A 12826-nucleotide genomic window follows, 5' to 3' on the forward strand; every position below is an offset into this window, starting at 1 on the left:
CCCTGGCTGTCCTGATCGGCGGCGTCTCGGCTCCGATCGTCTACGCCGTCGCGGGCATCGTCCTCGCCGTGTTCGCCGTCGGGTTCCTCTTCATGGCGCGCAACCTCACCGCGATGGGCGGCTTCTACACCTACATCGCGGTCGGCCTCGGCCGCATGGTCGGACTCGCGGCCGGCTTCCTGGCCTGGATCTCCTACAACCTTCTGCAGATCGGCCTCTGGGGCCTGTTCGGGGTCATGGCGCAGGGCATGTTCGCCACCGTCTTCGGCATCGACGTGCCGTGGTGGCTCCTCGCGGTGATCGGCGCGGTGCTCGTCTTCGCGCTGGCCGTCGCCGGTGTCGATGTGGGGGCGAAGGTGCTGGGAGTGCTCCTGGTCCTCGAGACCATCCTGCTCGTGGTGCTCGCCTCGTCGATCCTCACCCAGCGCGCCGGGCAGCTCGAGTTCGGGACGTTCGCGCCCGAGAACATCTTCACGCCGAGCATGTTCGCCATCCTCGGATTCGGATTCGCCGCGTTCATGGGGTTCGAGTCGACCGTCCTGTACCGCAGTGAGACCCGCGACCCCGATCGTTCGATCCCGCGCGCGACGTACATCGCGGTGGCATTCCTGGCGGTGTTCTACACGGTCACCCTGTGGCTCGTGATCCAGGCCTTCGGTGACGGCGAGGTGCAAGGGGTGATCGCTCAGGACCCCGCGGCCTTCTTCTTCACCGCCATGGGAGCGTATGTGGGGGACTGGGGCGTATCGGTGATGTTCGTGCTCATCGTGACGAGCATCTTCGCCGGCCAGCTCGCCTTCCACAACGCGATCAACCGCTACAGCTTCGCGTTGGCGCGCGACGGGATCCTCCCGGCGGCCTTCACCAGGACCAACCGCATGGGGGCGCCGTGGATCGCCGGCGTGATCCAGAGCGTCGTGGCCGTCATCGTCGTCATCGCGTTCGGCACCGCCGGCCTCGACCCGCTCACGCAGCTCGTCATCCTCGTGAACTCGCCCGGCGTCTACGGCATCATCACGCTGCAGCTTCTCGCCTCGATCGCCGTGCTGATCTTCATCATGCGCAACAGGCACCTGGCGCGCCGGTGGTACGTGCTGCCGGCTGCCATCGTCTCGCTGGTCGCGATGGCCGTGCTGCTCGTCGTCCTGGTGATCACCATCGACTACCTGACGTCGGCGGGTCCCGCGATCAACGCGATCATCCTCGCCGTCGTCCCCGTTGTGCTGCTGCTCGGCGCCGCCTACGCACTCGTACTCCGCGCCCGCCGACCCGAGGTGTTCGCGCGGATCGGCGGTGCCGATCCGGAGACGGCCCGCGTCGAGAACGGAGAAGCCCGATGACGCGCGACGGCATCGCGGACCTGGTGGTCTTCGCGGGCACGGTGGTCACGATGGACTCCGACCCGGCAACCTCCGACGGGGCCGAGGGAGTGGCCATCGTCGCAGGAGAGGTGGTGGCGATCGGGAACAGGACCGCGCTGCAGGCCCGCATCGACGAGACGACCCGGGTGGTCGACCTTCCCGGTGCGGTGATCCTCCCGGGTTTCGTAGACAGCCACATCCATCCGGTTTTCGGCATCGAGCTCACCCGTGGTGCGGATCTCAGCCGATGCCGCACACTAGCCGACGTGGAGTCGGCGCTCCGAGCCGAGGTCGCCGGACTGTCCCCCGAGGACTGGCTGCTCGGCTGGGGGCTCGACCCGAACGTGTTCGGCGAAGAGGCCGTCTCCCACGCGGTCCTGAATTCCGTGGCGGGCGAGCGGCCCGCCCGCATCCGCTTCTTCGACGCCCATGCCGCGCTCGCGTCCGATGCGGCACTCGCGCTCGGCGGCGTCACCGGTCGCGAGGAGTTCACCGACGGCTCCCGCGTCGTGACCGACGAGCAGGGCCGCCCCACGGGCTACCTCCTGGAGCTTCAGGCCATCGACCTCGTGGAGAGAGTGCTCCCCCCGCTGAGCTTCGAGCACCGCGTCGACGCCCTCTACGAGGTGCTCCTGAACATGGCCAGGGGTGGATTCACCTCCGGACAGGTGCAGGACCTCGCGCCCGATGCGATCCCGCTGCTGACGGCGATCGAAGAGACGCGCGACCTTCCGATCCGGTTGCGCATGTCGCCCTGGTACGTACCGGGGACCCCGATCGAAGAGGTGGTCCGGCTGGCCGCACTGCAGGGCGCTCACGGTCGGCACTGGGTGGTCGAGGGGGTCAAGCTCATGATCGACGGCACCATCGACAATGGCACGGCCTGGCTGCATGAACCGGACTGTCTCGGAGAGTCCACCACCTCGCTGTGGCTCGACCCCGACCAGTACCGCAACGCCCTCACCGAGCTCGACCGGCGTGGCATCCCCACCACGACGCACGCGATCGGTGACGCCGGGATCGACTTCGTGGTGCGCGCGATCGACGGTCTGACGGAGCACGCGGCGACGCACCGTATCGAGCACATCGAAACGATGACGGATGCCGCACTCGCCGTCTTCATGTCGTCGAAGGCGACCGCGAGCATGCAGCCGACCCACTGCACGCTCTTCACCCGAGCGGATGAGAGCGACAACTGGTCGCGACGTCTGGGCCATGCCCGCGCGGGCCGCGGATTCCGTACCCGCGATCTCGTCAGCGCCGGGATTCCGCTCGCGCTCGGCTCTGACTGGCCCGTCGCGCCGAGCGACGCCGTGGGCATCCTCGCGGATGCACAACTGCGGCGCCCGCACGACGACCCGACCGCGCCGCCTATCGGCCCGGACCAGGCGCTCGATGCGATGGATGCGCTGCGTGGGTTGACCGTGGAGCCCTATCGCACCATCGGTCGCACCGGCGGTGTTCTGCGGGCGGGCGCCGTCGCCGACATCACGGTGCTCGACCGCGATCCTCGGACGGTCGATCCCGAGAGCCTGGGCGAGGCCGCGGTGCTGTTGACGATCGTCGACGGTCGTGTCGTGGTCGACGCCGGCGTCAGCGGAGTTCGCGGGTCGAGTAGAGGCGGACGGCGGTGATCGTGCCGATGACGATGACGAGCACGCCGACGACGACCACCCGTCGGGAGATCGGCAGGATGCCGTAGAGCGTGCAGAGATGGTCGCGCTCGTCGCCGAGGAACGGCCCCGAGAGCATCAGCGATGTCACGAAGGCGGAGGCGTGTCGACGGGGGAGACGCCCGAGTTCGACGGGATGCGCGAGCCGTCGGCGGTTCGCGTGTGGGTCAGCCTCGGATGTCCACCACGGCGGCTCGCGCCCCGCTCAGCGCTCCGCCGACGGCATTGACGGAGTAGGTGCGGTGCGATGCGGCGGGGATCAGTGCGGTGAGCACCCTCTCGCCGTCCTGCGCGAACAGTTCGACAGAGGAGACCCGCTCGTTGAGCGCATCGATCCACACATCCCATCCGATCGCGGCGGGCTGATCGAGGAGCATCGACGGGGTCCTGGCGAAACCCGGGGGCATCCCCGCGCCGGGGCGATCGAGCTCGAGGCGTCCGCTCGCACGGTCCTGACGGATCACGACCATCTCATCGCGTGACGACGACTCGATGCGCAGCTCGACGCTCTGCGCATCGCCGAACGCCGCGGCGAAGCGGATCCGCGCGGCCCCGGTCAGTCCGTCGGCGAGCACGACGCCGCCGGTCAGGCGGCCCAGCTCGACGTTCTCGGCGGGGTCGACCTCGACCGCCGGCTCCTGCCGCAGCCGCTCGATCCCGTTCTGGTCGCGGGTGAGCGAAAGCCTGCGGGGAAGCGTCATCGCGCTGCGATTCTCGTCGGCGTCCTCGGCGGGGATGCGACCGGCGTACTCCCAGTTGTCCATCCAGGCGATCAGGGTGCGGTCGTGTCGACCGAGACCGTCGAACGTGACGCCGGCATAGCAGTCCGGCCCGAAGTCGATCCATCCGAACGCTTCGAGTTCTTCGCGGGACTGGCTCCCGTCCGCGAACATCTCGGGCTCGGGAGCCGGGTGGGGCGCGCTGGGGTGGAAGACCGTGCCGTCGAAGTCGCCGACGACGTAGTGCGTGCCGGAGCCCCCGGCGATGCCTCCGGGGTTCAGGCTGATCAGCAGCACCCAGCGCACGTCGTCCTCATCGCCGTCGACGGCGAGCGGGAACATGTCCGGGCATTCCCAGACGCCGCCGACCGGTCCGGCCGGACCGTACGACGAGAGGAAGGTCCAGGTCTTGAGGTCGTCGGACCGATGGAACAGCACCTGGCGGTCCTGCGCCTCGACCGCGACCATCACCCAGTATCCGTCCCCGCCGTCGTCGTAGCGGAACACCTTCGGGTCGCGGAAGTCGCTCGTGCCGCGGTCGAGCACGGGGTTGCCCCGGTACTTCGTCCAGACATACCCGCCGTCGGTGCTGTATGCGAGCGCCTGAGCCTGATGCCCCGGTGCCGCAGCCGTGTACAGAGCCACCAGCGGCGGTCGCTCAGCCGTGCCGAATCCTGAGGTGTTGCCGTGGTCGACCACGACGGAGCCTGAGAAGATCTGCGCCTCGTCGTCCCAGAGGATCGCCGGATCGTGCTCTGTCCACCGCGCGAGGTCGGTGCTCGTCGCATGGCCCCAGCTGAGGTTCGCGTGCGCGACGCCCTGCGGGTTGCACTGGAAGTACAGGTGGTAGCGGCCGTCGTGGAAGACGAGACCGTTGGGATCGTTCATCCAGTTGCTGCGCGGAGAGAAGTGCGCTCGCGGGCTCGTGGTGCGGACCGGGGGAAGGTCAGTGGGGGTCACCGGGGAGGTCGTCTTTCTACTTGATGGGGGCGTACGTCACTTGCCGACGCCCGCCGTGAGTCCTTCGCGCAGCGGCTTCTGCCCGAAGAAGAACACCAGCAGCGCAGGGATCATCGAGAGGATCACTCCGGCGAGCACCGTCGAGATGCTTCCGGTACCGAGATTGCCCTGCAGAGTCACGAGCCCGAGCGGCAACGTGAAGTTCTGATCGCTGATGGTCATGATGAGCGGTCGGAAGAACTCGTTCCAGTGATAGTTGAAGGCGAGGATGCCGACGATCGCGAGGGCCGGCGTCGCCAGCGGCAGGTACACGCCGAAGAACGTGCGCCAGGGACCCGCGCCGTCGAGCTGCGCGGCCTCGCCCAGCTCCGTCGGGATCCCCATGAAGTACTGCCGCATCAGGAACGTGCCGAATGCGGTGGGCAGGGCGGGCACGATGAGCGCCAGGAGGGTGTCGGCGAGCCCCATTCCCCGCACCAGCATGAACACGGGCACGATCGTGACCTGCAGTGGAACCATCATGGTCGCGAGGATCAGGGCGAAGAGGATCTTCTTGCTGCGGAACTCGAACTTGGCGAAGACGTAGCCCGCCATCGCCGCAGAGAGCATCTGCCCGGCGGCGACGAGCATCACCACGAGCGCGCTGTTCCAGGCGTACAGCCAGAGCGGGATCTTGGTGAAGACGTCGGCGAACGCTCCGAAGCCCACCGTGACCTCTTGCGTGACGCTGTCTGTGGGCGACAGTGCCGTGACGAGCGTCCAGACGACGGGTCCGAGAGTGAGGAAGGCCGCCACCCCGAGGATGGCGAACTTGCCGCCCGTGCCCAGGCTGTGGGCCCACGAGCGCTTCGTGATGATTGTGGTGGTCATGATGGCCTCACCCGTAGAAGACGAATCGGCGGCTCAGCCGGAACTGGATGGCCGTGACGAGCATGATGAGGAGGGTCAGCACGATTCCGATCGCGGAGGCGCCCCCGAAGTCGAGCTCCCGGAAGGCGGACTCGTAGATCACCATGACTGCGGTTCGGGTCTCATCACCGGGCCCGCCTCTCGTGAGCACCCACGGCTGATCGAAGATCTGCAGCGCGTTGATGATGGCCATGACCGATGCGACCAGCAGGGTCGGGCTCACCAGGGGCAGCGTGATCATGCGGAACTGCGTCCATCCGGCGGCGCCGTCGAGGGAGGATGCCTCGTAGACCTCGCTCGGGATCGCGGCGAGGCCCCCGATGAAGAGCAGGAACGTGAAGCCGAAGTTCTGCCACACGTAGACCAGCAGTACCACGACCTTCGCTCCGAAGCCGGTCGTCAGCCACCCGACGTCGGCGATGCCGATCAGGTTGAGCGTCTGGTTCACGAGCCCGAACTCCTGATTGAACAGGTACGCCATGATCAGGGAGACGGATGCCGCCGACAGGATCAGCGGGAAGAACAGCGACGACCGGAAGAAGGTGCGCAACCATGTCGGCATCTTCGACTGCACGAGGATGGCGAGCACCAGCGCGACCGTCAGCTGCAGGATGACCGCCACGATCACGAAGCCGATGGTGTTCAGGAAGGACACGCGCACCGTCGGGTTCATCGCCAGGTCGACGAAGTTGTCGACGCCGACGAACACCGGATCCGAGATGATGTCCCACCGGAAGAAGGCCAGGACGAACGATCCGATGATCGGGACGAGGTTGAACAGCCCGAGGCCGATCACGGTGGGGGCCAGGAAGACCCAGATGATGGACCGCCCCGAGCGGGCGACGGTGCCGGTCTCGCCGCGCGTTCCCGGCGGCACGGTCAGGGTTCGCGTGCTGCTCTCGGGCATCATCGTCCTCCCAGCGCGATCTCGAGATCTCGCTGCATCGTCTCCAGCCCGCGGCGGACGCCGGACGGGCCGTTCGTGATCGTCGACACCACGTTCTTCAGCAGCGCCGACTCGACGGCGGCCTGCTGGGGAGGCGCCGGCATCGGGCCGGTGTCGGGGAACTTGTCGAGGGTGTCGTAGAAGACGTCCCAGTGGGCGGGCCCCACCCCGGCGCCGTACAGTTCGGCGTTGAGCGAGCGGCGGGGGAGTGACGAGTCGGGCTTCGGGTGGGCGATCTTCATGCCCTCGACCGAGACGCAGTACTTGAGCCATTCCCAGGCCTCGTCCTTGCGCGGCGAGGTCTCCATGATCGCGTAGCCGCCGGCGCCGAACTGATGGCGCTGCCCCGCCATCCGGGGGAAGTACGTCACGTCGTAGGCATCGTTCGCGACGCCCGCCTCTTCGAGGCCGCTCACCCAGAATCCGCCCGCGGGGGTCATCCCGACCGCGCCGGTGGAGAACAGGGAGACCAGCTCGTTCCCGCCGCCCTGTGCGGGGTTCGCCGCAAGACCCTCCGAGACCATGCTCTGCAGCACGGAGAAGCTCTCCTCGACGCTCTCGTTCAGCGCATCCGCCTGCTGCCACACGTATCCTCCGCTGCGGGCCGGCTGGTCGGGATAGAAGCGGTTCCAGAACCAGTCGCCTCCACCGGCCTTCTCCTCGCGGAGGAAGCTGGTGTTGTTGACGTAGAGCCACGGCACGACGCCGCCCCAGAGTCGGTTGTTCCAGAAGTACGGCAGGAACTGCCCCGGCGCGCTCTTCTTCATCGCCCGGGCGGTCGCGAAGAACTCATCCAGCGTCCAGTTGTCGGCGGGGCGCTCGAGGCCTGCGCGCTCCATCGCCTGGGTGCTGTAGAAGACGTTCGCCGCATTGAAGTTGTCGGGCATCTGGAACAGGCTGCCCTGGTACATGAACGCCTCGATGAGCGCCGGGTTCACGTCGTCGAAGTACTCCTGCATCTGCGACGCGTCGCGGCGCACGAAGTCGTCGAGCGGATGCGCGAGGCGCGAGGCGAAGAGCTGCGCGCCCTCCGTCGCCACCGTGACGACATCCGGAGGCGTGCCCGCCGCGATCATCGTGAGGATCTTCGCGAAGTACTCGCTCCAGTCCTGTCCCTGGATGGCGACGATGCGCACCTCGATCCCGGGGTGTGCGCGCTGGAAGCCGTCGACCAGCGCCTGGCGGGCCACGGCATCCTGCGCAGTGCCGAAGAGAGCGACCGTCAGGACGTCTTTTCCGCGCCCGGGGATGTCGGCTCCGGTGAGCCGAGGCCACGAGACCACGGTGCCGACGATGCCCAATCCGATGGCACCGAACAGAGCCCTGCGAGTGAGATCAACCACGATGTTCTCTCCTGTTTTCGTGACTCCGCAGGCGCGATGCAGTAGGCGAGCGGAGGTGCTGAATTGATTCAGCATCGCCGAGGTTAGCACCCTGGATTCGAACCCGCAACGAATTGCTGAATCAATTCACCACCAGTGGTTCCGTGGCAGAGCCGCCACTGCCTAAGCTGGAGATGTCACGACAGGAGGATGCCGGTGCCGAACAACGTCGATCGCAGGCCGACGCTCGCCGATGTCGCCGCACTCTCCGGTATGTCGAAGACCGCGGTCAGCATGATCCTGAACGATCGACCGGGCTCGCGCCTCTCCGTCGACGCGGCGCGACGGGTCCGCGCCGCCGCCGAGGAGCTCGGGTACCGGCCCAATCCCGCCGCTCAGAGCCTGCGACTCGGAAAGACGAGGACGCTCGGTTTCATCTCCGATCAGATCACCGTGACCCGCTATGCCTCCGAGATGATCCGCGGACTGCTCTCTGCGGCCAAGGAGCACGGCTACACCATTCTCATCGCCGAGACCGAGGGCGATGACGCGACGATCTCCGACGAGATCCAGGCGATGATCGACCGCCGCGTCGACGGCATCCTGATCGGGCTCCTCGGGGCGCGCATGATCGAGGTTCCGCAGACGCCGCGCGACGTGCCGGTCGTGATCGTGAACGGCACGTCGACGACCGGGCACCCCTCGGTGCTGCCGGACGAGCGCACCGCCGGTCACGCGATGGCGCACCTGCTCACCGACGCCGGGCACCGCCGCATCGGTGTGATCGGCAACAATCCCCTCGCGGTCTCGTCGCCACGGCACTCGGTCACCATCGGGCCGCGGTTCGACGGCATCCACGCCGCCTTCGCCGAGGCGGGCGTTCAGCCGTTCGTCGTCGACGTCCCGGACTGGAACCCCGATGTCGGCTACACCCGCACCCTGCAGATGCTCGATGCCCATCCCGATCTCACGGCGATCCTGGCCGGCAACGACGGCGTGGCGTTCGGCACGTACCAGGCGATCGCGGAGCGCGGGCTGAAGGTGCCGGACGACATCTCCGTCGCGTCTTTCGACGACGAAGAGCTGGCGAGCTTCCAACGACCGGGCCTGACGACCGCGCGGCTCCCCTATGACGTGATGGGGCGCACTGCCGTCGAGATGCTGCTCGGCGAGATCCCCCTGGGGGCGGTGCTGATCCCCATGCCGGTCATCACGCGATCGTCGATACGCCGCCTGGGCTGACGGGATTGCCGAGCTGCGGATGGAACGCTTGACACATCTTCTGTCGCGCGTTAGTTTGGTGTCTCACCCCGTACTAACGCGCGACAGAAAGTCAATGATGACGAAGCGACCGGTCACCATGAGTGACGTAGCCAGAGATCTCGGTCTCTCCCGCTCGGCGGTGTCCTTCGCGTTCAACGACGAGAACCAGGTCTCCGCCGAGACTCGCGACCGTGTGCGGGAGCGGGCCGCCGAACTCGGGTACCGCCCGAACGCCGGCGCCAGGGCGCTCGCCGGACAGCGCACCGACCTGTTCGGTCTCGTGACCGACATCGTGTCGACGCCCTTCGGCGGCGATCTGATCGCCGGAGCGCAGGACTGGTTCTGGCGCCACGGCAAGTCGCTCATCATCGCCGGTGCGGCGCACATCGAGCGTCCCGATGCCCGGTCGATCGAGATGATGCTCGAGCACCGCGTCGGCGGCATCATCGTCGCCACCACCTGGAACCGGCCCATCGACCTCCCTGCCTCCCTCGACGGGGTTCCTGTCGTGCTCGTCCACTGCTTCGATCCGCTCGGACGCTATTCGACGGTCCTGCCCGACGAAGAGAACGGCGGGTACTCCGCGACGTCGATGCTGCTCGAGGCAGGGCGTCGCCGGGTGGCGTTCATCAATCTGCCGGGCGATCTCGTGGCCGCCGAAGGCCGCGAGGCCGGCTACCGCCGCGCCATGGCCGATGCGGGGATCGCCATCGACCCCGCGCTCATGGTCCGGTCCGGACCCGAAGCCGAAGACGGCTACCGGGTCGCGATCGAGCTGCTGCGCGATCGCGACATCGACGGACTGTTCTGCGCCAACGACCGTATCGCGATGGGCGCGTACGAGGCCGCGAGGGAGCTCGGTCTCCGCATCCCCGAAGACATCTCGATCGTCGGCTTCGACAACCAGGAGATCATCGCCGGATCCTTGCGACCCGGCCTCTCTTCCGTCGCCCTGCCCTTCCGCGAGATGGGGGAGCGGGGCGCGGAGCTCCTCATGAACGCCGCCGACGGCGAGCCGCCGTCCCACGTGATGGTGGGCTGCCCGCCCATCGCGCGGAATTCGGTCTCGATTCCGACCTGACCCGATCTGACCCGCAGGGTTCCCGCACGATGCGGGCATCCGTCTCGACACCCGAACAGTCCTGTTCAAAGATGAAAGGAAATCATGACTGATTCTCGTTCGCGCCGTTTCTGGCGCGCGTTAGTTGGCGCCACCGCCGTGGTCGGCGCGGCCGCCATGGCACTGTCGGGCTGCGCTCCGGCCCAGTCCGGTGCGAAGTCCGACATGCTCCGCGTCGCCGCTATCGGCAACGCGTCGTTCGTGCAGAACTTCAACCCCTTCTCGCCGACCGCGGTCGCGATGTCGAAGAACGCCGTCTACGAGTCGATGATGGTGACGAACCTCCCCAAGGGCGAGATCGTGCCCTGGCTCGCCTCGGGGTACGAGTGGAGCGACGACGGACTCACGCTCACCTTCACGCTCAACGACGACCTCACCTGGTCCGACGGCGAGGAGCTGACGTCGGAGGACGTGGCGTACTCCTTCGACCTCGCCCGCGAGGTGCTCGGCGAATCGACCTACGAGTACGTCGAGTCGGTCGCCACGCCCGATGACACGACGGTCGCCTTCGCGTTCAACCGTCCCTACACGCCCGGCCTGTATGAGCTGGGTGTTCAGCTGATCGTGCCGGAGCACATCTGGAAGGACGTCGACGACCCTGCGAAGTTCCAGAACTCCGACCCCGTCGCCTCGGGCCCGTTCACCGAGGTCGCCAACTTCTCGGCGCAGTCCTTCGACCTGCTCCGCAACCCGCACTACTGGCAGAAGGACAAGGCCGACTACACCGGCATCCGAGTGATCGCGTACGGCGGAAACGACGCCGCGAACATCGCCGCGATCAACGGCGACATCGATTTCGGTCTCGGCTTCATCCAGGACATCCAGAAGACTTACGTGGATGTCGATCCCGAGCACCGCGGCTACTGGTTCCCGGCCGTCGGCTCCACCATCGCCCTGACGCTCAACACCGCGCAGGGGCCCTACGACGACGTGAACCTCCGCAAGGCGATCAGCATGGGCATCGACCGCGAGGCCGTCGTCGCCAAGGGGATGAACGGCTACACCCACCCCTCCGACTGCACCGGACTGAGCGACGCGTACGACACGTGGCGCGACGAGGCACTCGTCTCGCAGTGCGACTGGACCACCTACGACGTGGATGCCGCGAACGCGCTGCTCGACTCGTCGGGCTACGAGCGCGGGGCCGACGGCATGCGCGTCACTCCCGACGGAGCACCGCTGGAGTTCAGCATCGGCGTCGGGTCCGCCTCGACCGACTGGATCGCGGTCGCCCAGGTGATCTCCGACAACATGACCGAGCTCGGCATCAGCGCGCCGCTGAAGGTGCAGGACTGGTCGCAGATCAACCAGGCGCTGTTCGGCGGTACGTTCCAGGGCAACATCGCCTGGAGCGGCGCGGGCGTCACGCCGTTCGAGTACTACCGCAGCGCGATGTCGTGCCGCACGGTGAAGCCCGTGGGCGAGGAGGCGACCCAGAACTTCCAGCGCTTCTGCAGTGAAGAGGCGGACCAGCTGCTCGATCAGTTCGCCGCGGCCACCAGCGACGAGGAGCAGGCGGCCGTCATGGACGAGCTGCAGGCCGTCTACTCGGAGTCCGCGCCCACCATCCCGCTGTTCCCCGGCCCGGAGTGGGGTGCCTACAACAGCACCAACTTCGTGGGCTGGCCGAGCGAGGACGACCCGTACGCGACGCTGTCGGCCAGCGTCTCGAGCACCGTGATGGTGCTGGCGAACATCCGCCCGCGCGAGTGAGGGCTGCCGGTGGCGGCGCCTCCGCGCCGCCACCGACACCCCTTCTCCATCCGTTCCCCGCCCGCGACCAGCGGCGACCACGTTGAGAGGCATCTGATGGCTTTCGTTCTCCGCAGACTCGGCTACTACCTGATCGCGTTCTGGGCATCCCTCACGATCAACTTCCTGCTCCCGCGCCTGATGCCTGGCGACCCCGTCGGCCGCATGCTCGGTCAGATGCAGAACCTGACCGACGATCAGGTCGCCCAGTTCCGGCACCTCTTCGGTCTCGACGACCGTCCGGTGTGGCAGCAGTACATCCAGTACATCGGCGATGTCTTCACCGGCAACCTCGGCCTCTCGATCTCGCAGTTCCCGACGCCCGTCGTGCAGGTGATCGGCGCGCAGCTCGGGTACACGATCCTTCTCGGCGGCACGGCGCTGGTGATCTCGTTCGTCCTCGGCAACCTGCTGGGCATCTGGGCGGCCTGGCGGCGCGGCGGTGCGCTGGACACCATCTTCCCGCCGCTGCTGGTGTTCACCGGGTCGTTCCCCTACTTCTTCATCGCGATGATCGCGCTGTACCTGTTCGCCGTGACCCTCAAGTGGTTCCCGATCGGCCAGGCGTTCACGCTGGGCACCGTCCCCTCGTTCAGCGGGGAGTTCATCGGCGACCTGCTGCTGCACCTCGTCCTCCCCGCCGGCACGATCGTGGCGGTCTCGATCGGCGGATGGATGCTGGGCATGCGCAACACCATGATCGGCACCGCCGCCGAGGACTACATCACGATGGCGCGCGCGAAGGGCCTGACCGAGCGGCGGATCATGTACCGCTACGCGGCCCGCAACGCCATGCTGCCC

The 12826-nt window shown here is 67.4% G+C and carries 11 protein-coding genes; 6 read left to right on the top strand and 5 right to left on the bottom strand.

Annotated features, from left to right (window positions below):
- Both ABTZ43_RS14935 and ABTZ43_RS14940 read left to right on the top strand, forming a co-directional pair.
- Nucleotides 1-1340, top strand: a 1340-nt coding sequence (locus ABTZ43_RS14935; protein WP_350539376.1) for an APC family permease, incomplete at its 5' end; no start/stop codon positions are given.
- Nucleotides 1337-2995: an amidohydrolase gene (locus tag ABTZ43_RS14940; RefSeq protein ID WP_350539377.1), complete on the top strand. Its 1659-nt coding sequence runs from the start codon at nucleotides 1337-1339 to the stop codon at nucleotides 2993-2995. The genes ABTZ43_RS14935 and ABTZ43_RS14940, both read left to right, overlap by 4 nt.
- On the opposite strand, the gene ABTZ43_RS14945 is transcribed toward ABTZ43_RS14940, so the two are convergent.
- The 5 genes from ABTZ43_RS14945 to ABTZ43_RS14965 all read right to left on the bottom strand — a co-directional run bounded on the left by ABTZ43_RS14945 (nucleotide 2955) and on the right by ABTZ43_RS14965 (nucleotide 7911).
- Nucleotides 2955-3125 carry a hypothetical protein gene (locus tag ABTZ43_RS14945; RefSeq protein WP_350539378.1) on the bottom strand — a complete coding sequence of 57 codons (171 nt, stop codon included), beginning with the start codon at nucleotides 3123-3125 and terminating at the stop codon, nucleotides 2955-2957. The two genes, ABTZ43_RS14940 and ABTZ43_RS14945, sit on opposite strands and share 41 nt — an antisense overlap.
- A 76-nt stretch (nucleotides 3126-3201) precedes the next feature.
- Nucleotides 3202-4713: a glycoside hydrolase family 32 protein gene (locus tag ABTZ43_RS14950; RefSeq protein ID WP_350539379.1), complete on the bottom strand. Its 1512-nt coding sequence runs from the start codon at nucleotides 4711-4713 to the stop codon at nucleotides 3202-3204.
- A gap of 36 nt (nucleotides 4714-4749) precedes the next feature.
- A complete protein-coding gene (locus ABTZ43_RS14955) occupies nucleotides 4750-5583 on the bottom strand; it encodes a carbohydrate ABC transporter permease (protein WP_350539380.1) in 834 nt (277 codons plus the stop codon).
- A gap of 7 nt (nucleotides 5584-5590) precedes the next feature.
- The gene (locus tag ABTZ43_RS14960) at nucleotides 5591-6529 is read right to left on the bottom strand and encodes a carbohydrate ABC transporter permease (RefSeq protein WP_350539381.1); all 939 of its coding nucleotides are present in this window, start codon (nucleotides 6527-6529) and stop codon (nucleotides 5591-5593) included.
- Entirely contained in the window at nucleotides 6529-7911 is a 1383-nt protein-coding gene (locus ABTZ43_RS14965; protein ID WP_350539382.1) for an ABC transporter substrate-binding protein, read from the bottom strand. The genes ABTZ43_RS14960 and ABTZ43_RS14965 overlap by 1 nt, the downstream gene beginning before the upstream one ends.
- Nucleotides 7912-8106: 195 nt before the next feature.
- Here ABTZ43_RS14965 and ABTZ43_RS14970 point away from each other — a divergent pair, with 195 nt between their 5' ends.
- The 4 genes from ABTZ43_RS14970 to ABTZ43_RS14985 all read left to right on the top strand — a co-directional run.
- Nucleotides 8107-9132 carry a LacI family DNA-binding transcriptional regulator gene (locus ABTZ43_RS14970; RefSeq protein WP_350539383.1) on the top strand — a complete coding sequence of 342 codons (1026 nt, stop codon included), beginning with the start codon at nucleotides 8107-8109 and terminating at the stop codon, nucleotides 9130-9132.
- A gap of 118 nt (nucleotides 9133-9250) precedes the next feature.
- On the top strand, nucleotides 9251-10234 hold the full coding sequence (locus tag ABTZ43_RS14975) for a LacI family DNA-binding transcriptional regulator (protein ID WP_350539384.1): 984 nt from the start codon (nucleotides 9251-9253) through the stop codon (nucleotides 10232-10234).
- An 84-nt stretch (nucleotides 10235-10318) separates the two neighbouring features.
- A complete protein-coding gene (locus ABTZ43_RS14980; protein WP_350539385.1) occupies nucleotides 10319-11986 on the top strand; it encodes an ABC transporter substrate-binding protein in 1668 nt (555 codons plus the stop codon).
- Nucleotides 11987-12082: 96 nt separating this feature from the next.
- Nucleotides 12083-12826, top strand: a 744-nt coding sequence (locus ABTZ43_RS14985; RefSeq protein ID WP_350539386.1) for an ABC transporter permease, incomplete at its 3' end; no start/stop codon positions are given.

The sequence above is a fragment of the Microbacterium sp. NPDC097977 genome (assembly GCF_040302605.1).
Lineage (GTDB): Bacteria > Actinomycetota > Actinomycetes > Actinomycetales > Microbacteriaceae > Microbacterium.